Origin of the sequence: Burkholderia mayonis (assembly GCF_001523745.2) — a bacterium.
GTDB lineage: Bacteria > Pseudomonadota > Gammaproteobacteria > Burkholderiales > Burkholderiaceae > Burkholderia > Burkholderia mayonis.
In genome coordinates, this window is sequence record NZ_CP013386.1 from 613,490 (window position 1) to 632,768 (window position 19,279).

Below are 19,279 nucleotides of genomic sequence, written 5' to 3' on the forward strand. Positions count from 1 at the left end.
TCGATCGAGATCCCGTCATCGGCTTGCCGATGGCGGGATTTTTTTATTGCCGGTCGCGGCACGGGTGTGCTCTTGGGCGGGCGCAAAAAAACGCATGCGCGAGATGCGCATGCGTTTTCGATATCGTGCGGCTCGCGCCGCGTCGTGCTTCAATGCGCCGGATGTGCTTGCCGGCGTGCCGATGTCGATCAGTGCGTGACGCGGGTCACGCCGCCGCTCGACAGCAGTCGCACGCGCTCGCCCGCACGGAACACTTCGGGCGTCGCCGCCTGCGTAATCGAGCGCAGGTCACCGTTGTCGAGGCGCACGGTGATTTCGACGCCGTTCGCCGAGCTGACGCCTTGGCCGACTGCATTGCCGGCGACCGCACCGGCAATGCCGCCCGCGATCGCGGTCAGCACCGAGCCGCGGCCGCCGCCGATCGCACTGCCGGCGACTGCGCCGAGCGCGCCGCCGCCGAGCGTGCCGAGCGCGCTGCCACCGCCGTCGCCCTGAATCCGCACTGCGCGGACGCTCTCGACCGTGCCCATCCGCACGGTCTGTTCGCGCTGCGCCTGGCCGACGCTATAGACGTCGGCGGAACCCGGCGGCGTGAAGCAGCCGGCGAGCGTCACCGTCGCGGTCAGCATCGCGGCCAGCGTGAGGGTTTTCCTGGTCAACATGTTTCATCTTCTCCAAACAAGATTCACTTCGGACTGTAGCCGAACGCGGTCTCGAAGCGAGCATCGATTTCCGCGCGGGTCGGTGCGTAAGTCTGCGGACCCTGGTGCGCGATCTTCAGCGAACCCATCAGGCTCGCGAGGCGCCCTGTCGTCGCCCAGTCGAAGCCGTGCTCGATCCCGTACAGCAAGCCGCCGCGGAACGCGTCGCCGCAGCCGGTCGGATCGACGATCCGCTCCGCACGAACGGCGGGAATCTGTTCCTCGCCGTCACGATGGCGGATCGTTGCACCGTGCTCGCCGCGCGTGATGATAAGCGCCTGAACCCGGCTGGCGATTTCGTCTTCGGACCAACCCGTCTTGTCGCACACCAGCTTGGCTTCGTAGTCGTTGACAGCAATGTAAGTCGCAAGTTCAATGCTGCGGCGCAAGGTAGCGCCGTCGAACAGGGGCAAACCCTGGCCCGGATCGAAGATGAACGGCACGCCCGCCTGCGCGAGTTCCTCGGTATGCTGGACCATCCCCTGGAAGCCGTCCGGCGCGACGATCGCGAGCTTGACGCCCTGCGCTTCGCCCGCGTGGTTCACGTGCGACTGCATCATCGCGCCCGGGTGGAATGCGGCGATCTGGTTGTTGTCCAGATCGGTCGTGATCATCGCCTGTGCCGAGTACGTGTCGGGCAGCACGCGAACGTATTCGCGCGACAGGTCCAGTGCGTCGAGGCGGTCGAGGTACGGCTGCGCGTCGATCGCGCCGAGCGTGCCCATCATCCGCGCGTCGCCGCCCAGCAGCTTCAGTGCATACGCGATGTTGCCCGCGCAGCCGCCGAATTCGCGGCGCATCGTCGGCACGAGGAAGCTCAGATTGATGAGGTGCACCTGGTCGGGCAGGATGTGCTCGCGAAAGCGCCCTTCGAAGGTCATGATGTTGTCGTAGGCGATCGAACCGCAAATCAGCGTAGCCAAGGTGTGCGTTCCTGTAGAGAAGTTGAGAGGGCGGCAGCGCCGCGCGGCGCTGCCGCTTGGTGCGGCTTACTTCAGTGCGGCGAGGGCGTCGTCGTAGTTCGGCTCGTCCTTGATTTCGCCGACGAGCTCGGTGTGCGTGACTTTGTCGTTCTCGTCGATCACGACGACCGCGCGCGCAGTCAGTCCGTCGAGCGGGCCGCTCGTCACGTTCACGCCGTATGCGTCGGCGAATGCGCGGCCGCCGCGGAACGTCGACGCGGTGACGACGTTCGCGAGGCCTTCCGTCGTGCAGAAGCGGGTTGCCGCGAACGGCAGGTCGGCCGACACGACGATGACGACCGTGTTGTCGAGCTTGCTCGCCGCTTCGTTGAACTTACGGGTCGACGTCGCGCAGGTCGGCGTGTCTAGGCTCGGGACGATGTTCAGCACCTTGCGCTTGCCGGCGAAGCTCGCCAGCGAGAGGTCGGCGAGGTCCTTGCCGACCAGCTTGAAATCGGGAGCTTGCGAGCCGATGATCGGGAACGTGCCGGCGATTTCGATCGGGTTGCCACCCAGCGTGACTTTGCTCATGTTCGTGCTCCAAATGTGTGCGCCTATGCGGCGCACGGGTTGAGGCCACGCGCCGCATCGCGGCGCGTTACGGATAAAAGATCTGGACGCGGAAATTCGACGCGGCGATGCCGTCGGTCTCGATTCTGACGATCATCGTCTCCGTCGCGCCGGCGGGCATGCCCGCTTCGACGCGCGTGCCGGGGCGCATGTAATCGCGCGGCGCGAGCACGCGGCGCGCGGTGATGTTGTTGGCTTCGTCGAGCAGCGTGAGCTCGATCGACGGATACGCGAGCGCGACGCGGTAGCGGTTCGTGAGCGGCACCTTCAGCTCGAGGAGGCGCGGGCCGTCGAGCTGGCGCAGATCCGAGGCGTCGAGCCGCAGGCCGTCGATCGCGCGTGGCGGCGTGACCGCGCAGCCGAGCTTCGCGCACGCCTGCTTGAAAAGCGGCTCCGTCGACGGCCAGTGGATCGTGATCGTCTCTCGCTGCCACCATGCGAGCTGTGCGGCGAGGAGCGCGGCGAGCGCCAGCGCGGCCAGCACGCCGAGCGCACGCGTGAAGCCGCCGCCCGCCGCGCTCGTCCGCGTTTCGCGGGTCATCGCGAAATGTTCGCGATTGTCGGGTTCGGGCGACGTCGCGAACGGCTCGGCGTCGGATCGGGGCGACGCCGCAGCGCCGAAGCGCGGCTCGTGATCGTGGGCGGCATCGGCGAGCGCGGCGGCCGCGGGCGACGCGAGCGCGGGTTCGGCCGCATCGTGCGTCAGGGGGCCGGGCGCAGGGGAGCGCGCGGCTTCGGGCTCGCGCTCGGCATCCGTGCGAACGACATCGAGCGTCGGGCTTGGCGGCGGGGGGAATTTGCGGACGCCGACGGCGGGCACGTCGGCGTCGGACGTTTGGGCGGCATGCGTGTCGGTGTCGGCTGCGTGCTGCGTGCGAGCAGCTTGTTCTGCGAGCACGGACGTTTTTGCCGGATGCGTTCGGGGCGTTTCGAGGGCTTCGGGCACTTCGTGCGTCGACGCGTCGGATGCGGATTCGTGCGATTCGTCTGCAGGAACGCGCGTCGCGGCCGTACCGTTCGTCGCGGCGCCGACGCTCGCGCTCGTCACTTGCAGCTTCGGATCGACCGTGCCGTCGAGCCATGGCGCCCACATGTCCCATGCGCCCGGCGCGAAATCGCGGTGGCCGGCTTCGAGCGGACGAAGATCGGGCGACGTCGCGTCGAACAGACGCTGCGGCGCCGGCTGCTGCAGTGGCGCGTGCGGCGCCGCTTGCGCAGAGGCCGCGTCCGGCTCGGCGGGCACGAGCGCGTGCGCCGCGTCGAACACCTGCTGGCAGTGGCCGCAGCGCACGAGACCGTCGTGCAGCGCGAGTTGTTCCTGTTGCAGCCGGAAGACGGTTTCACAATGAGGGCAGCGCGTCGCAAGGAGCATGGTCAGCTGGGCAGCCAGCGGGGCCTGAGGTGAAGGACAGCGCTTATTCTAATGGCTTTCCCGCCGCGTTCCGGCAAGGCATACCCAACCTTCGTGTTCACGCCAGACGGCGATATCGATATAGCGGGCGTAGACGCTCGCGACTTCGTCCGCCTGCCGCGCGAGCACGCCCGACAGCGCGATGCGCCCGCCCGGCTTCACTTTCGATGCGAGCATCGATGCCATCAGCTTCAGCGGATTCGACAGGATGTTCGCGACGACGATGTCGAATTCGCCGTCGGGGCAGTCGCCGGGCCGGCCGTACGCGACGTCCGCGCGATTGCGCTCGCTGTTATGGCGCGCCGCTTCGACCGCTTGCAGATCGATGTCGATGCCGGTCACGCTGCCCGCGCCGCACTTCTTCGCGAGGATCGCGAGGATGCCGGAGCCGCAGCCGTAGTCGAGCACCGTCTGGCCGGGCTGCACGGTCTGCTCGAGCCATTCCATGCAAAGGCGCGTCGTCGGGTGGCTGCCCGTGCCGAACGCGAGGCCCGGATCGAGTTCGAGCACGAGCGCGTCGGGCTCCGGCGCATCGTGCCACGACGGCACGACCCAGATCTTCTCGCCGATGTGGATCGGGTCGAATTGCGATTGCGTGAGCCGCACCCAGTCCTGCTCCTCGACTTCGCGCAGCGCGAAGCGCGGCGTTTCGGCGAGGCCGGCTTCGTTCGCGGCGGCGGCGAGCAGCACCGCGGGATCCTGCGTCGCGTCGACGAGCGCGATCACGCGCGAATGCTGCCACGCGGTGCGCTCGGGCGTTAGACCCGGTTCGCCGAAGAGCGGCTGCTCGTCCGGCGTGTCGGCGTCGGCGTCCTCGACGGACACCGACAATGCGCCCAGCTCGACGAGCGCGTCGGACAGTGCCTCCGCGTGCTCGCGCGGCAGTTCGGCGACGAGTTCCCGATAGCTCATGATTACGCTTCTTCCGGCGCGGCCTGCTGTTTCTGCGCGAGCCGGTTTTCGAGGTAGTGAATGCTCGTGCCGCCTTCGACGAACTTCGAATCGAGCATCAGCTCGCGATGCAGCGGGATGTTGGTCAGAATGCCTTCGACCACCATTTCCGACAGCGCGATGCGCATCCGGCTGATTGCCTGTTCGCGCGTCGCGCCGTAGGCGATCAGCTTGCCGATCATCGAATCGTAGTTGGGCGGGACGAAATAACCATTGTACGCGTGCGAATCGACGCGGATGCCCGGGCCGCCCGGCGTGTGCCACGACGTGATCCGGCCCGGCGACGGCGTGAACTTGAACGGATCTTCGGCGTTGATCCGGCATTCGATCGCGTGGCCGCGGAACTGGATGTCGCGCTGGCGGAACGACAGCTTTTCGCCCGCGGCGATCCGGATCTGCTCCTGGACGATGTCGACGCCCGTGATCAGCTCCGTCACCGGATGCTCGACCTGGACGCGCGTGTTCATCTCGATGAAGTAGAACTCGTTGTTCTCGTACAGGAACTCGAACGTGCCCGCGCCGAGGTAGCCCATCTTCTTGCACGCGTCCGCGCAGCGATCGCCGATCCGGTCGATCAGGCGGCGCGCGATGCCGGGTGCGGGCGCTTCCTCGATCACCTTCTGGTGACGGCGCTGCATCGAACAGTCGCGCTCACCGAGCCAGACCGCGTTCTTGTGCGAGTCGGCAAGCACCTGGATCTCGATGTGGCGCGGATTCTCGAGAAACTTCTCCATATAGACCTGCGGATTGCCGAACGCGCGGCCCGCTTCCTCGCGCGTCATATTGACCGCGTTCACGAGCGCCGCCTCGGTGTGGACGACGCGCATTCCGCGTCCGCCGCCGCCGCCGGCAGCCTTGATGATCACCGGATAGCCGACCGAGCGCGCAATTTTCACGATCTCCTTCGGATCGTCCGGCAACGCGCCGTCCGAACCCGGCACGCAGGGCACGCCGGTGCGGATCATCGTCTGCTTCGCGGTGACTTTGTCGCCCATCATGCGGATCGTGTCCGGACGCGGGCCGATGAAGGTGAAGCCCGATTGCTCGACGCGCTCGGCGAAATCGGCGTTTTCCGACAGGAAGCCGTAGCCCGGGTGGATCGCTTCCGCGTCGGTGACTTCGGCCGCGCTGATGAGGGCCGGCATGTTCAGGTAGCTCAGATTCGACGGAGCCGGGCCAATACAGACCGCTTCGTCGGCTAACTTTACATACTTGGCTTCCTTGTCGGCCTCGGAATAGACGACCACCGTCTTGACGCCGAGCTCGCGGCACGCGCGCTGAATGCGCAGCGCGATTTCCCCGCGATTGGCAATGAGGATTTTTTCAAACATAGCGAGTATTCGTCTCTTCGATGGGCGCGCGAGCGCGCGCCTTGAGAGGAGCGGCGTCGCTGACGGGCGCGCCGCGCGGCGGGTCTTAGCCGATCACGAAGAGCGGCTGGCCGTATTCGACGGCCTGGCCGTTTTCGGCGAGGATTTCCTTGATGACGCCTGCCTTGTCGGACTCGATTTCGTTCAGGAGCTTCATCGCTTCGATGATGCAAAGCGTCTGGCCTTCCTTCACGGTGTCGCCGACCTGGACGAACGGATCGGCGCCCGGCGACGGCGCGCGGTAGAAGGTGCCCACCATCGGCGACGTCACGACGTGGCCCTGCGGCGCGCTCACGGCGGGCGCGGCGGCGGATGCCGGGGCGCTCGCGCCTTCAGCCTGCAGCGTCATGGCGGGAGGGGGGGCGCTCACCTGCGGTGCATAGCCGCCCGGCTGCTGCACATAGACCGGCGGCGCGTTCTTGACGATGCGCACCTTGCCTTCGCCTTCGGTGACTTCCAGCTCGGAGATGCCGGATTCGGAGACGAGGTCGATCAGAGTTTTCAGCTTGCGAAGGTCCATCGGGAGTTCCCCTTTCAATACGTGAAACGCCGGTTCGGGACCGGCGCTGAATCGAGTTCTTGAAAATCAGCCGCGCGACGCGCTTTGCAGCTTGTCGAGCGCGTATTCGAGCGCGTACAGATAACCTTTCCAACCGAGGCCGCAGATCACGCCTTCGGCCTGATCGGAGAAATAAGAGTGATGCCTGAACGGCTCGCGGCGGTGCACGTTCGACAGATGAATCTCGACGAACGGAATGCCGACGCCCGCGAGCGCATCCCGGATCGCAACGCTCGTATGCGTATGCGCAGCCGGATTGATCAGGATGAACTCGGTGCCGTCATTTCTCGCAGCCTGGACGCGGTCGACGAGCGCGCCCTCGTGGTTGCTCTGGAACGACTCGAGTTCGACGCCCGCGTCCTGCGCCCGTGCGGCCAGCGCCTGATCGATCTGCGCGAGGGTCACGCGGCCGTACACCTCCGGTTCCCGGGTGCCGAGAAGGTTCAGGTTAGGGCCGTGCAGTACCAGCAATCGTGTCATGGTCGCTTCTTTTTCTGCGGAATTGCGCGAACTTTATAGCCAATTAGAGAAATTTGTCTAGTTTTGCTGAAAGGACTATTGCCTTGGCGAACGCGAATTCGCGCGCCGCTGAAGTCAGAATCGGTCAATTTCGTGTAAATTGACGCTAACCGATCCCAAATATCGACAACGCGCCGGCAGTCGGGCGGCCTGGATCAGAGTGTGTCGAGCGTGCGTTTCAGTTCGCCCGGGTGGATTTGCCCCAATTTTGTCTCGCGAACCTTGCCGGTTTCGTCGATGACGATGGTAAAAGGCAGTGCGCCGGCCGTATTTCCGAAGTTGCGGGCCAGATCGGCCCCGGCGTAGCCGCTGACGACGATCGGATAGTCGACCGGCACTTTCTTCAGGAAATTCTTCACGTTCTGCTCGGAATCGACGCCAATCCCGACAAAACGCACGCCCTTCTTCTCGTATTCGCGCGACAGCTTCACGAGCTCCGGCATCTCTTCGATGCATGGACCGCACCAGGACGCCCAGAAATTGACGACCACTTTCTGTCCCTTGAAGGCGGCGAGCCCTTGCGGCTTGCCGTCGACGTCCGGATACGAAGCGGCCCACAGCGCGTCGACTGCGTTGCCCATATTGCTCGCGGTGGGCATGCTCGTCGGCGCGCTGCCGTCGGCCGAGCTGCCGCCGCGCACCCAGTGGCCGGCGGCGAGGCCGCCTGCGATCGCGATGGCTGCGATCACGATGCCTGCGAAAATCCCTTTGCTGTTCATCGGTTCAAGATTGGGTTGGTGAGGAGGGCGACGCTTCGACGAGCGCGCGCAGCGCTTGCGCGTCGGCTCGCGACAGACGGCCGCGGGCGTCCGCCTTCACGGCGCCGCGCAGGTCGTCGCTTGTATACAGTGCGACGTGGATGCCGACGGGCTCCGCGCCGCGCGCTTCACGCCACAGGAAGCTGAGCGTCTCGACGTCGCCGCGTCCCGCGAAGTGGCGGGTCTCGGACACGTCGTACTGGATGTTCTGGTTCAGCAGATAGATCGCAACGTCCTTCTGGTTGTCGCAGAAGACCTGCAGATGGACGTCGGAATGCGCGTTCGCCGTGCCGTTCAGCACCGCGCCCGCGATGTACGGATTGAACGGCGCGAGCCGCTCCATCCACGCGAGCGCGACGAGACGCAGCCGGCGCAGTTCGGCGGGCTGCGTTTCGCCTTGGAACAGCGCGAGGTATTCGTGCAGTTCTTCTTCGATCTGATCGTTATCTGGCAGCCATTCGCCGGCAATTCGGCTGTCGCCGAGCACTTGGCGCGCGGCTTTGCGCTTCGCGCCGGCGTAGTCGAGCCCGTCTTCGGCGATCAGGCGCGCCGCGGCGAGCGCGATTTCGTCGCGTACGCGCCGCGGGTCGAGTAGGGTTTTGCGAGACATGATCCGGCAATCATACTAGATCGGTGCCGAGCGACTCGGCGGTTGCGTCAACCGTCGTTCGCGTCGGGGCCGTCAGTTACAATAGCCCCCTTTGCGCGGCGGCGCGAGCGCCACGTCGCACGTGTTTCCCCGGCAACCGGCGCGATGCGCGGCCGGCCTCCGATTCGACTACGCCCACGCGGCGCGAAGCTTTATGCATATCCACATTCTCGGCATCTGCGGCACCTTCATGGGCGGTCTCGCCGTGCTCGCCCGCGCGGCGGGCCACACCGTGACCGGCTGTGACGCGGGCGTCTATCCGCCGATGAGCACGCAGCTCGAGGCGCAGGGCATTCGGCTGATCGAGGGCTACGGCGCCGAGCAGATCGATCTGAAGCCCGATCTGTTCGTGATCGGCAACGTGGTGTCGCGCGGCAATCCGCTGATGGAGGCGATCCTCGATCGCGGGTTGCCGTACGTGTCCGGTCCGCAGTGGCTCGGCGAACACGTGCTGACGGGCAAGTGGGTGCTCGCTGTCGCCGGCACGCATGGCAAGACGACGACGAGCTCGATGCTCGCGTGGATCCTGGAAGACGCGGGCCTGAATCCCGGCTTCCTGATCGGCGGTGTGCCGCTGAACTTCGGTGTGTCCGCGCGCCTCACCGATTCGAGCTTCTTCGTGATCGAAGCGGACGAATACGACACCGCGTTCTTCGACAAGCGCTCGAAATTCGTCCACTACCGGCCGCGCACCGCGATCCTGAACAATCTAGAGTTCGATCATGCCGACATTTTCCCGGATCTCGCCGCGATCGAAACGCAATTCCATCACCTCGTGCGTACGGTACCGAGTGTCGGCCGGCTCGTGACGAACGGCCGCGAGGACGCGCTCGAACGCGTGCTGTCGCGCGGCTGCTGGAGCGACGTCGAGCGTTTCGGCGTCGACGGCGGCTGGCAGGCGCTGCCCGCCGAGGACGGCGTGCCGGTCGACGAGCGCTTCGCCGTGTATTGGCGCAGCGAGCGCGTCGGCGTCGTCGACTGGCAGGTTCAGGGCGAGCACAACCGGATGAACGCGCTCGCCGCGATCGCGGCCGCGCGCCATGTCGGCGCGCCGCCTGCGCAGGCGGCCGCCGCGCTGGCGACGTTCCGCAACGTGAAGCGCCGGATGGAAGTGCGCGGCAGCGTCGACGGCGTGACCGTCTATGACGACTTTGCACATCATCCGACTGCGATCGAAACGACGATTGCCGGTCTTCGAGCTCGCATCGGCAGCGAAAACACCCGAATCCTCGCCGTGCTGGAGCCGCGCTCGAACACGATGAAGCTCGGCGCGATGAAGGCGCAACTGTCGGCGAGCCTCGCCGACGCCGATCTCGTGTTCGGCTACGGCGCGCCGACGGGCCGAGACGCGCTCGGCTGGAGCCTTCCCGATGCCCTCGCACCGCTCGGCGACAAGGCGCACGCGTTCGACGACCTGCACGCGCTCGTGAAGGCGGTGACGGCGGCGGCGCAGCCGGGCGATCACGTGCTCGTAATGAGCAACGGCGGCTTCGGCGGCGTGCACCAGAAGCTGCTCGACGCGCTGTCGGCTCGCGGCGACGCGGCGTCGGCCCGGAGCGGCGCGTGATCCTGTATCTGCACGGCTTTCGCTCGTCGCCGCAGTCGTTCAAGGCGCGCGCGCTTGCCGCCCGGCTCGCCGATCTCGGACGCGCGGACGAGTGGCGCTGCCCGACGTTGTCGGTGGCGCCGCTCGACGCGATCACGGCGGCCGAGGCGGAAGTCGCCGGCGTGCCCGCGCGCGACGTCACCGTGATCGGCAGCTCACTCGGCGGCTACTATGCGACCTGGCTTGCGGAAACGCACGGCTGGCGCGCGGTGCTGCTCAATCCGGCGACGCAGCCGCAGCGCGACCTGCGTCGCTATCTCGGCGAGCAGCCGCTCTGGCACGGCGGCGGCACGATCGTCGTCGAGCCGCATCATCTGGACGAGCTGAACGTGTTGCGCGTCGCGGCGGTCACGCGGCCCGAGCGCTACTATTTGTTCGCGGCGACGGGCGACGAAGTGCTCGACTATCGCGAAATGCTCGCGCGCTATCCGGGCGCGCGAACCTGCGTCATCGAAGGCAGCGATCACGGGATCAGCGAATTTGCCGACTACATCGACGACGTTCTCGCATTTTGCGACGCCGGATAGGCCGGTGCCGGATGCGAGGTCCGGCGCATGGCGCCTTACACACCACACGCGGCGTCGCCTGCTTCCGAAGCGAAGCGCGGCGCGCGGAAGTCTGAACGAAAGACGAGAGTACTGAGTGAACGTTTTCTTCGAGGAATCGGGCAGTTTCAAGGCGGGCAGCGTGCTGTCGCGCCAGGGCGACGCGTTTCAGGTCGAATTGCCGGGCGGCCGGCGCGCGAAGGTGCGCGCGAAGGATGTGCTGATCGAATTCGAGAAACCCGCCGCGAGCGAGTTGATGCAGCAGGCGGACGAGGCCGCGCAGCAGATCGATCTGGATTTTCTGTGGGAATGCGCGCCCGCCGAGGAATTCGCGTACGCGGCGCTCGCCGACGAGTATTTCGGCGCGAGCTATGGCCCGGTCGAGCGCGCGGCGCTCGTGCTGCGCCTGCACGGCTCGCCCGTCTATTTCCGCCGCAAGGGGCGCGGCCAGTATCAGCGCGCGCCCGAAGAGCAACTGAAGATGGCGCTCGCCGCGCTGGAGCGCAAGCGTCAGCAGGCGCTCGTGCAGGCCGGCTACGAAGACGAGCTGAAGGCGGGCAAGCTGCCCGACGTGTTCGCCGGCAAGGCGCTCAACCTTCTGACGAAGCCGGACAAGAATTCGATCGAATACAAGGCGCTCGACGCGGCGGCGCTCGCACGCGGCGTGTCGCCCGCGCGGCTGATGCTCGACTGCGGCGGCATTCCGTCTGCGCGCGCGTTGCACGAAGCGCGCTTTCTCGCCGAGTACTTCCCGCACGGCACGGGCTTTCCGTCCATCACGGTCGGCAAGCTGCCCGACGACTTGCCGCGCGCGGACGTCGGTGCGTTTTCGATCGACGACATCACGACGACCGAGATCGACGATGCATTCTCGGTCGAGCATCTGACCGACGGGCGCGTGCGGATCGGCGTGCACATCGCGGCGCCCGCGCTCGGCGTCGCGCGCGGCGACGCGGTCGACGCGGTCGCGCGTGCGCGGCTGTCGACCGTCTACATGCCGGGCGACAAGATCACGATGCTGCCGGACGACGTCGTCGACGTATTCACGCTGAAGGAGGGCGACTACCGCCCGGCGCTGTCGCTGTACATCATCGTGAAGCGCGACACGCAGGAGATCGTCGCGAACGAGACGCGCGCCGAATACGTCTATGTGAAGAGCAACCTGCGCCACAACACGCTCGACGAGCTCGTCACCGAGGATGCGCTCGCGGCCGGCACGGGCGACTATCCGCACAAGGACGACATCGCGGTGCTCTGGCCGCTCGCGCAGGCGCTCTTCGAGAAGCGCCAGGTCGCGCGCGCGGGCTACGGGCTCAGGCGCGAAGTGCAGCGCAATACCGATTACAACTTCTACGTCGAAGGCGAGCACGTGACGATCACGCCTCGCCGGCGCGGTTCGCCGCTCGATCTGATCGTGTCCGAACTCGCGATCCTCGCGAACTCGACGTGGGGCGCGTTCCTGCATGACCATAGCGTGCCGGGCATCTATCGCACGCAGCGCGCGTTCGGCATGCCGAGCGGGCCGAAGCGCACGCGGATGCAGACGAGCGCCGCGCCGCACGAAGGGCTCGGCGTGCCGCAGTATGCGTGGAGCACGTCGCCGCTGCGCCGCTACGTCGACCTCGTCAATCAATGGCAACTGCTCGCGTGCGTGCAGCACGGCGTGACCGCGAAGCTCGCCGCGCCGTTCAAGCAGAAGGACGCGGATCTGTACGCGGTCGTGCAGGGCTTCGACGATACGTACGCCGCATACGCCGATCATCAGCGCCGGATGGAGTATTTCTGGTGCCTGCGCTGGATCAAGCAGGAAGGCCGCAAGCAGGTGAGCGCGACTGTCGTGAAGGGCGAGCTCGTGCGTCTCGACGAAGTGCCCCTGCTGCTGCACGTGCCCGCGCTCGGCGTGCACGCGCGCGGCACGCGCGTGCTGCTCGACGTGATGTCGGTCGACGAACTGACGATCGAGGCGTCGGTGCGGCTCTTGAGCGTGCTCGACGCGCCGACGGTGTCGGGCGGCGAGCCGGCCGAGGACGAAGAGGAGGCCGAAGCGGCCGACGACGTGCCGCTCGACGCCGCCGACGAGTCGGCCGAAAGCGAAGCGGAAGCGCTCGCCGAGGCGGGCGGCGCGGCGGGCGGCGAGGGCGACGCGTCCGCGAACGGCGAGGAGCAGCCGAAATGAGCACGACCGTCGAACCCGCTGCGGGCGCGCGCGATCGCTACGCGGTGATCGGCAATCCGATCGCGCACAGCAAGTCGCCGTTCATTCACACGCGCTTTGCCGAGCAGACGGGCGAGACGATCGCGTACACGTATTTGCTCGCGCCGCTCGACGGCTTCACGGCCGCGGTGCGTGAATTCGTCGCGCAGGGCGGCCGCGGCGTGAACGTCACGGTGCCGTTCAAGCTCGAAGCCTATGCGCTCGCCGACACGCTGTCGCCGCGCGCGGCGGCGGCGGGCGCGGTGAACACGCTGCGCTTCGACGAGAACGGCATCTTCGGCGACAACACCGATGGCGTCGGTCTCGTGCGCGACATCGAAACGAATCTCGGCGTGAGCCTGGCGGGCGCGCGGATTCTGCTGCTCGGCGCGGGTGGTGCGGCGCGCGGCGTCGTGCTGCCGATCCTCGAGCGCGCACCCACGTCGCTCACGATCGTCAACCGGACGGCGAGCAAGGCGGAAGAGCTCGTCGGCCAGTTCACGCAAGCCGCGCACGATGCGGGCTGCGTGCTCGCGGGCGGCGGTTCCGAGCGGATCGCGCGCGAGCCTTACGACGTGATCGTCAACGCGACGGCGGGCAGCCTCGACGCGGCGCTGCCCGAATGCGACGCCGTGGCGTTCGGCCCGGCGACGCTCGCGTACGACATGATGTACGGCGCGCGGCCGACCGTCTTCATGGAGCACGCGGCGGCGCTCGGCGCGCGCGCGGCGGACGGGCTCGGGATGCTCGTCGAGCAGGCGGCGGAATCGTTCTACGTATGGCGAGGCGTGCGGCCCGACAGCGCGCCTGTGCTCGCCGCGCTGCGCGCCGCGCTCGCGGCGTCGGCGGCGCACTGAACGCAAGAGGCGCTGCGGGATGCGGAACAGTCCCGTTTCGCCCGGCCCGGGCTTCGCGCCCGCGCGCGGTGCGACCGGCGCGCGCAAGCGCGGTCTCGCGCACTGGTTCGCGTATGCGGGCGGCGTATTCGCCGGCGCGTGGCTCGCGACGCAGCTCTATTACTTTGCGCAGATCGCGATGTGGACGGCGGTCGATCCGGGGTCGAGCGCGTTCATGCGCGCTGACGCGTGGCGCCTGTCGGCCGCGCGGCCCGCCGTGACGATCCGGCATCAGTGGGCGCCGTACGAGCGGATCTCGCGGAACCTGAAGCGCGCGGTGATCGCATCCGAAGACGCCGATTTCGCGAACAATTCGGGCTACGAAGTGGACGCGATTCTGCAGGCGTGGGAAAAGAACCGCGCGCACGGCCGGATCGTGTCGGGCGGCTCGACGATCACGCAGCAGCTCGCGCGCAATCTGTTCCTGTCCAGTGAGAAGAGTTACATCCGCAAGGGGCAGGAGCTCATCATTACGTGGATGCTCGAAACGCTGCTCGACAAGGAGCGCATCTTCGAGATCTACCTGAACTCGGTCGAATTCGGCCGCGGGGTGTACGGCGCGGAAGCCGCCGCGCAGTACTACTTCCGGATTCCCGCGAGCCGGCTTTCCGCGTGGCAATCGGCGCGCCTCGCGGTGATGCTGCCGAATCCGAAGTATTTCGACGCGCATCGTGGCTCGTCTTACCTTGCGCAGCGCGCGGGCGTGATCGCGCGACGGATGGGCGCGGCGGAATTGCCCGCGTCGCAGTGAGCGCGGATGGGCCGCAGCGCGATCGCTTGCCGACGCGCGCTTCTGTCGAACGACGGCGCTTCTTCATGCAGGAGATCAGCGCGCCCTTTGCGGTGCACCATCCCAATATCTGCGCTTCCACAAATCTTTCAAAACCGATACGTCGGGCATTCGGGTAATTACTCGATTTATTTCGATTGCCAAATTAATTCCGCCGCGCAGTGCGAATGCAGCAATAAAAAATCCGCTCTACCGTCGATTCTGTCTCGATCGAATTGACAAAATGCCGCTCGAAAGCCTGATTCCGTATCGATTTTGTTCAAATGAAAAATCGAATTTGAAAGAATAAAGTAAACCTTGTTTCTTTCAAATGTTTCGCTATTTTTCAAATCGAATCTTGTCGCGTATATTGGCCCACGCCTCGGTCTATCGGGCCGAACGAGCAAGGTGGGGGCGTCTATCCGGCCGCTCTGAAAAAAACAACATGAGAGAAGGAAAACGACTATGCCAGCACGTAAGACGAAGCTGCTATTAGCCGCAGTATTCTCTTCGCTGCTCCTCGCAGCGTGCAACGGAGATGATGCGAATCCCGCCGCGGGCGCCGCCGCGAGCGAGAACAGTTCGAGCAGCACCGACACCTCATCCGGCGCGGACAAGCCGTATCAAGATCCCAACCGTTATTCGTCGAGCGCAAGCGCATCGCTGTCGGCTTCCGCCGCGACCGAGAACGCCGCGATCACGCATCACCAGATCACGTTGAACGGCAAGACGATCAACTACACAGCGACCGCGGGCCACCTGACTGCGCGCAACCCGCAGACGGGCGCGGCCGAGGCGTCGTTCTTCTACGTCGCGTACACGGCGGACAACCAGCCGCTCGGCAAACGTCCCGTCACGTTCTTCTACAACGGCGGCCCCGGCTCGTCGACGGTCTGGCTGCACCTCGGCTCGTTCGGGCCGAAGCGCCTCGTGACGGGCGACCCGAACGCGAACAGTCCGACGCCGTTCCCGTTCGTCGACAATCAGGAAACGCTCCTCGATACGACCGATCTCGTGTTCGTCGACGCGATCGGCACGGGCTTTTCGGAAGCGATCGCGCCGAACACGAATCAGACATTCTGGGGCGTCGATCAGGACGGCGGAGCATTTCGCGATTTCGTGATCCGCTATCTGCAGGTGAATCAGCGCAACGATTCGCCGAAGTACCTGTTCGGCGAATCGTACGGCACGCCGCGCACCGACGTGCTCGCGAACCTGCTCGAGACGGCCGGCGTGAAGCTCGACGGGATCGTGCTGCAGTCGTCGATCCTCAACTACAACAGCAACTGCGACATGGCGAGCAACAATGTCGGCAATTCGAACAACGGGTCGAGCACGATCAGCTGCGCAGGCTTCGTGCCGAGTTACGGCGCGGTCGGCGCGTACTATCGGCTCGACAATCCGAATCCGGCGGACCTGCCGCAGTATGCCGACCAGATGCGTCTGCTGACGGCGGGCACGTATTCGCCGGCCGTGAACGCCTATCTCGCGAGCAATACGCCGCCGCCGCAGAGCCTCGTGACGACGATGTCGAATTCGACGGGCGCGACCCCTTCGCTGTGGCGCGCGAACTTCAACCTGCTGCCGACTATGTACGACAACAGCTATCAGCTGGCCCTGATCCCGGGCACGCTGATCGGCCGCTACGACGCGCGCGTGAACGTGCCGACGAACAGCCCGCTCGCATCGGGCGGCGATCCGTCGAGCAGCTTCATCACGAAGCCGTTCACCGACACGATCGGCGCCTATTTGCCGAACGTGCTGAAGTACTCGGCGAAGTCGGCCTATGCTGTAGGGAGCAATGCGATCTACACATGGGACTGGAGTCACGACGGCCTTGACCTGCCCGATACGATTCCGGATCTGGCCACGGCGCTCACGCTCAATCCTTCGCTGAAGGTACTGTCGTTGAACGGCTATCACGACATCGCGACGCCGTTTTATCAGACGGAACTCGATCTCGCCCGTCTCGGCGCGCAGCCCAATCTGACGATCAAGGACTATCAGGGCGGGCACATGGTTTATCTGGACGATACGTCGCGGCCGCAGGAGAAAGCCGATCTGGTGATGTTCTATGGTGCGACGCCCGTCACGCAATGACGTCGAACGATGCTTCACCGTCCGTCGCGCTGCGCGCATGATGCGCCGCGCGCGACGGGCCATGACGACCCCATTTCTCATCGGAGCTGACATGAAAATCCAATCGGCATTCGCCTGGTCGGCGCTGTTCGCCGCGGGCCTCGTGTTTACGCAAGCGGCGTTCGCGCAGGAGGCGGCGAGCGACGCGCAACCCGATCGCCACACGCAGGCGCAGCTCGGTGATCCGTACGTGCCGCCCGCCGCGCGCAAGCCGACGGCCGGCACGCAGACATCGGGCGCCGCGCTGCATGCGCAGGTCGTGCGCAAGCTGCAGCGCCAGTTCGCGGCGGCCGACGTGAACAACACGGGCCTGACCGAAGCGCAGGCGAAGGCAGCGGGCCTCGGCTACGTCGCGAAGAACTTCAAGCAGATCGACGCGAACCATGCGGGACGCGTGTCGTTCTCCGACGTGCAGCGCTACATCCAATCGCAGAGCGCGACGCAGAAGTAAGCAAGTCGCGCATCGCTTACCCCCACGAGGACCACGGGGTGCGCATCGAACGGGCTCAGCCGGACATTCGGCTCAGCCCGTTTTTTCATGCGCGCGACCGGCTCGCGGGAACGGAACGATTAGAATTCCCAATATATGGGCGTTGCACTCAAATATTGGAGATGGCGGCACGCCCCCCTACAATCCGAAGCACATCGACACGCTTCGGCAGATGCGCAGTCGTCGCAAACCCGACGGCTCGCGTGTCTGACTTGCCGGAGTTCATCGCACCATGAGCAAAACGCCTATGACGCTTGCCTTGAACGGCGCGACAGCCATCCATCCCGACACGTCCGATATGTCCGACGCGACGCTCGCCGACAGCATCGGTGCGACGAGCACGCCGCTCGATCTCGCCGCGCAGCAGGCGGGCACGCAAACGCTGCTGCGCGGTCTTGCGATCCTCGAGGCGGTCGCGGGCGGCGCCCGCGACATGCGCGCGATCGGCGCCGCGCTCGGCACGACGCGCAGCACGACGCACCGTCTCGTCAGCAGCCTCGTGCAGGCACGTTATCTGCGCCAGGTGCAAGGCGGCTATCTGCTCGGTCCGAAGCTGATCGAGCTCGGCACGATCGCGCTCGAGCAGATGCCGCTCACGGCGGTCGCGCGCCCGCATCTCGAAGCGCTCGCGCAAGCGACGCTCGACACGATCCACCTCGGCGTGCGCGACGGCGACGACGTGCTCTACATCGACAAGATTCCCGGTACGCGCGGCCTCGAGATGCGCTCGCGAATCGGCCACCGGATGCCGCTCGCGTCGACGGGAATCGGCAAGGCGATGATGCTCGACCTCGATCCGGACAGGTGGCGCTCGCTGTTCGACGCGTCGAAGCGCGCGCTCGCGGGCGTGAATTTCAAGCCGGATCGCCGTCCGGACGTCGGCACGTTCCTGCAGCGGATGGCGCACTACGCGGCGGGCGGCTACACGTTCGATCTCGAGGAGAACGAAACGTCGATTCGCTGCGTCGCCGCGCCGGTGCGCGACGCGTCGGGCGCGATCGTCGCCGCGCTGTCGGTCGCGAGCACGATTCCCTACATGTCGCTCGACCGGATGAACGAACTCGTGCCGCTCGTGCAGCGCGGCGCGCGCGCGATTTCGGCCGACCTCGGCTGGAGCGCGCCGCAGGCGACGCGCAGGATCAAGCGATGACGGCGCACGCGACCACGCCCGCGCTGATCGGGCTCGACTGGGGGACGACGTCGCTGCGTGCATACCTGTTCGCCGCCGACGGCTCGGTGCTCGACACGCGCGCGTTCGCGGCCGGCGTGATGAGCTTGCCCGGCGCGACAGGCGCGTCGCCGTCGCAGGCGTTCGATGCCGCGTTCGAGCACGCTTGCGGCGCATGGCTCGACCGCACGCCGCACGTGCCGGCGCTCGCGTCGGGGATGGTCGGCAGCGCGCAGGGCTGGCGCGAGGCGCCCTACGTGACGATGCCGGCCGCTGCCGATGCGTTCGCGTCGAGCCTCGTGCGGCTTCGCACCGCGCGCGGTTCGGCGCTCGCGATCGTGCCGGGCGCGCTCGAGCCGGGCGAGCTGCCGGACGTGATGCGCGGCGAGGAAACGCAGATCGTCGGCACGCTCGCCGCCGAGCCGTCGCTTGCGCGCGAACGTGCAGGCGTGCTGATCGGCTTGCCCGGCACGCACGCGAAATGGGCGTGGGTGCGCGACGGCCGCATCGAGTGGTTTCGCACGTACATGACGGGCGAGTTGTTCGCCGCGCTACGCGGGCACACGATTCTCGGCCGCACGATGCAGCCGAGCGATGCGTCGGACTGGGCGGCGTTCGCGCGCGGCGTGCGGATCGCACGACGCAAGCGCAGCGAAGGATTGCTCGCGACGCTGTTCAGCACCCGCACGCTCGGGCTGACCGGTCAGCTTGCGCCGCAGGCGCAGGGCGACTATTTGTCTGGACTGCTGATCGGTCATGAGCTGAACGCGCTCGATGCGTTGCTGGACAGCCACCGCGCATCGCTCGCGGCGCTGGCGCCGCGCCTCGTCGGCGACGGCGCGTTGTGCGATCGCTACCGGCGCGCGCTCGCCGAATTCGGTTGCGGCGATGCGCGCATCGTCGAACGTGCTTCCGAGCGCGGCCTGTGGCGCATCGCGACGCAGGCGGGGCTCGTCGGCGCGGCAGGCGGCGCCGTCTGCGCGCCGCAATAGACGCGAAACGCGTCTCGACACGAAGTTGCT

The 19,279-nt window shown here is 66.5% G+C and carries 19 protein-coding genes; 9 read left to right on the forward strand and 10 right to left on the reverse strand.

Annotation, left to right across the window (positions count from 1 at the left end; genetic code table 11):
- Window positions 1-188: 188 nt before the first annotated feature.
- The 10 genes from WS70_RS03155 to WS70_RS03200 all read right to left on the reverse strand — a co-directional run bounded on the left by WS70_RS03155 (window position 189) and on the right by WS70_RS03200 (window position 8,411).
- Window positions 189-662 (reverse strand): outer membrane lipoprotein, encoded by a 474-nt coding sequence (locus WS70_RS03155; RefSeq protein WP_059470706.1) that lies wholly within the window; start codon window positions 660-662, stop codon window positions 189-191.
- A gap of 23 nt (window positions 663-685) precedes the next feature.
- On the reverse strand, window positions 686-1,624 hold the full coding sequence (locus tag WS70_RS03160) for a carbohydrate kinase family protein (protein ID WP_059470707.1): 939 nt from the start codon (window positions 1,622-1,624) through the stop codon (window positions 686-688).
- Between the two features lie 66 nt (window positions 1,625-1,690).
- Complete coding sequence (tpx, locus tag WS70_RS03165) at window positions 1,691-2,194, reverse strand: thiol peroxidase (protein WP_059470708.1); 504 nt, start codon at window positions 2,192-2,194, stop codon at window positions 1,691-1,693.
- Window positions 2,195-2,261: 67 nt separating this feature from the next.
- Window positions 2,262-3,605: a DUF3426 domain-containing protein gene (locus WS70_RS03170; RefSeq protein ID WP_059596322.1), complete on the reverse strand. Its 1,344-nt coding sequence runs from the start codon at window positions 3,603-3,605 to the stop codon at window positions 2,262-2,264.
- 48 nt (window positions 3,606-3,653) lie between these two features.
- A complete protein-coding gene (gene prmA / locus WS70_RS03175) occupies window positions 3,654-4,556 on the reverse strand; it encodes a 50S ribosomal protein L11 methyltransferase (RefSeq protein ID WP_059596323.1) in 903 nt (300 codons plus the stop codon).
- Between the two features lie 2 nt (window positions 4,557-4,558).
- The gene (gene accC / locus WS70_RS03180; protein ID WP_010106529.1) at window positions 4,559-5,926 is read right to left on the reverse strand and encodes an acetyl-CoA carboxylase biotin carboxylase subunit; all 1,368 of its coding nucleotides are present in this window, start codon (window positions 5,924-5,926) and stop codon (window positions 4,559-4,561) included.
- A gap of 85 nt (window positions 5,927-6,011) precedes the next feature.
- Window positions 6,012-6,485 (reverse strand): acetyl-CoA carboxylase biotin carboxyl carrier protein, encoded by a 474-nt coding sequence (accB, locus tag WS70_RS03185; protein WP_059470711.1) that lies wholly within the window; start codon window positions 6,483-6,485, stop codon window positions 6,012-6,014.
- A gap of 66 nt (window positions 6,486-6,551) precedes the next feature.
- Window positions 6,552-7,004 (reverse strand): type II 3-dehydroquinate dehydratase, encoded by a 453-nt coding sequence (aroQ, locus tag WS70_RS03190; RefSeq protein ID WP_059470712.1) that lies wholly within the window; start codon window positions 7,002-7,004, stop codon window positions 6,552-6,554.
- A gap of 194 nt (window positions 7,005-7,198) precedes the next feature.
- The gene (locus WS70_RS03195; RefSeq protein WP_059470713.1) at window positions 7,199-7,762 is read right to left on the reverse strand and encodes a TlpA family protein disulfide reductase; all 564 of its coding nucleotides are present in this window, start codon (window positions 7,760-7,762) and stop codon (window positions 7,199-7,201) included.
- Window positions 7,763-7,766: 4 nt separating this feature from the next.
- The gene (locus WS70_RS03200; RefSeq protein WP_059470714.1) at window positions 7,767-8,411 is read right to left on the reverse strand and encodes a hypothetical protein; all 645 of its coding nucleotides are present in this window, start codon (window positions 8,409-8,411) and stop codon (window positions 7,767-7,769) included.
- 193 nt (window positions 8,412-8,604) lie between these two features.
- Here WS70_RS03200 and mpl point away from each other — a divergent pair, with 193 nt between their 5' ends.
- From mpl to WS70_RS03255, 9 genes are all read left to right on the forward strand, one after another.
- Window positions 8,605-10,017 carry a UDP-N-acetylmuramate:L-alanyl-gamma-D-glutamyl-meso-diaminopimelate ligase gene (gene mpl / locus WS70_RS03205; protein WP_082716094.1) on the forward strand — a complete coding sequence of 471 codons (1,413 nt, stop codon included), beginning with the start codon at window positions 8,605-8,607 and terminating at the stop codon, window positions 10,015-10,017.
- The gene (locus WS70_RS03210; protein WP_059470716.1) at window positions 10,014-10,583 is read left to right on the forward strand and encodes a YqiA/YcfP family alpha/beta fold hydrolase; all 570 of its coding nucleotides are present in this window, start codon (window positions 10,014-10,016) and stop codon (window positions 10,581-10,583) included. Before mpl ends, WS70_RS03210 begins: the two co-directional genes overlap by 4 nt.
- Before the next feature lie 115 nt (window positions 10,584-10,698).
- Entirely contained in the window at window positions 10,699-12,777 is a 2,079-nt protein-coding gene (locus WS70_RS03215) for a ribonuclease catalytic domain-containing protein (protein ID WP_059470717.1), read from the forward strand.
- Entirely contained in the window at window positions 12,774-13,652 is an 879-nt protein-coding gene (gene aroE / locus WS70_RS03220) for a shikimate dehydrogenase (RefSeq protein WP_059470718.1), read from the forward strand. The genes WS70_RS03215 and aroE overlap by 4 nt, the downstream gene beginning before the upstream one ends.
- Window positions 13,653-13,671: 19 nt before the next feature.
- A complete protein-coding gene (gene mtgA, locus WS70_RS03225) occupies window positions 13,672-14,442 on the forward strand; it encodes a monofunctional biosynthetic peptidoglycan transglycosylase (protein ID WP_059470719.1) in 771 nt (256 codons plus the stop codon).
- A gap of 483 nt (window positions 14,443-14,925) precedes the next feature.
- Window positions 14,926-16,560, forward strand: coding sequence for a S10 family peptidase (locus WS70_RS03240; protein WP_059596325.1), 1,635 nt, complete (start codon window positions 14,926-14,928; stop codon window positions 16,558-16,560).
- A gap of 91 nt (window positions 16,561-16,651) precedes the next feature.
- Window positions 16,652-17,050: an EF-hand domain-containing protein gene (locus WS70_RS03245; RefSeq protein ID WP_059470721.1), complete on the forward strand. Its 399-nt coding sequence runs from the start codon at window positions 16,652-16,654 to the stop codon at window positions 17,048-17,050.
- 271 nt (window positions 17,051-17,321) lie between these two features.
- Window positions 17,322-18,239 (forward strand): IclR family transcriptional regulator, encoded by a 918-nt coding sequence (locus WS70_RS03250; RefSeq protein ID WP_059596326.1) that lies wholly within the window; start codon window positions 17,322-17,324, stop codon window positions 18,237-18,239.
- Entirely contained in the window at window positions 18,236-19,249 is a 1,014-nt protein-coding gene (locus tag WS70_RS03255; RefSeq protein ID WP_059470723.1) for a 2-dehydro-3-deoxygalactonokinase, read from the forward strand. Before WS70_RS03250 ends, WS70_RS03255 begins: the two co-directional genes overlap by 4 nt.
- The last annotated feature ends 30 nt before the right edge of the window (window positions 19,250-19,279 follow it).

Excerpts from the sequence above, each read along its gene's own strand:
- accB (WP_059470711.1), bottom strand. The coding sequence starts at position 6,485 with ATGGACCTTCGCAAGCTGAAAACTCTGATCGACCTCGTCTCCGAATCC.
- WS70_RS03245 (WP_059470721.1), top strand. The coding sequence starts at position 16,652 with ATGAAAATCCAATCGGCATTCGCCTGGTCGGCGCTGTTCGCCGCGGGC.
- mtgA (WP_059470719.1), top strand. The coding sequence starts at position 13,672 with ATGCGGAACAGTCCCGTTTCGCCCGGCCCGGGCTTCGCGCCCGCGCGC.
- WS70_RS03240 (WP_059596325.1), top strand. The coding sequence starts at position 14,926 with ATGCCAGCACGTAAGACGAAGCTGCTATTAGCCGCAGTATTCTCTTCG.
- mpl (WP_082716094.1), top strand. The coding sequence starts at position 8,605 with ATGCATATCCACATTCTCGGCATCTGCGGCACCTTCATGGGCGGTCTC.
- tpx (WP_059470708.1), bottom strand. The coding sequence starts at position 2,194 with ATGAGCAAAGTCACGCTGGGTGGCAACCCGATCGAAATCGCCGGCACG.
- WS70_RS03155 (WP_059470706.1), bottom strand. The coding sequence starts at position 662 with ATGTTGACCAGGAAAACCCTCACGCTGGCCGCGATGCTGACCGCGACG.
- accC (WP_010106529.1), bottom strand. The coding sequence starts at position 5,926 with ATGTTTGAAAAAATCCTCATTGCCAATCGCGGGGAAATCGCGCTGCGC.
- WS70_RS03250 (WP_059596326.1), top strand. The coding sequence starts at position 17,322 with ATGAGCAAAACGCCTATGACGCTTGCCTTGAACGGCGCGACAGCCATC.
- WS70_RS03200 (WP_059470714.1), bottom strand. The coding sequence starts at position 8,411 with ATGTCTCGCAAAACCCTACTCGACCCGCGGCGCGTACGCGACGAAATC.
- WS70_RS03195 (WP_059470713.1), bottom strand. The coding sequence starts at position 7,762 with ATGAACAGCAAAGGGATTTTCGCAGGCATCGTGATCGCAGCCATCGCG.
- aroE (WP_059470718.1), top strand. The coding sequence starts at position 12,774 with ATGAGCACGACCGTCGAACCCGCTGCGGGCGCGCGCGATCGCTACGCG.
- aroQ (WP_059470712.1), bottom strand. The coding sequence starts at position 7,004 with ATGACACGATTGCTGGTACTGCACGGCCCTAACCTGAACCTTCTCGGC.
- WS70_RS03170 (WP_059596322.1), bottom strand. The coding sequence starts at position 3,605 with ATGCTCCTTGCGACGCGCTGCCCTCATTGTGAAACCGTCTTCCGGCTG.
- prmA (WP_059596323.1), bottom strand. The coding sequence starts at position 4,556 with ATGAGCTATCGGGAACTCGTCGCCGAACTGCCGCGCGAGCACGCGGAG.
- WS70_RS03255 (WP_059470723.1), top strand. The coding sequence starts at position 18,236 with ATGACGGCGCACGCGACCACGCCCGCGCTGATCGGGCTCGACTGGGGG.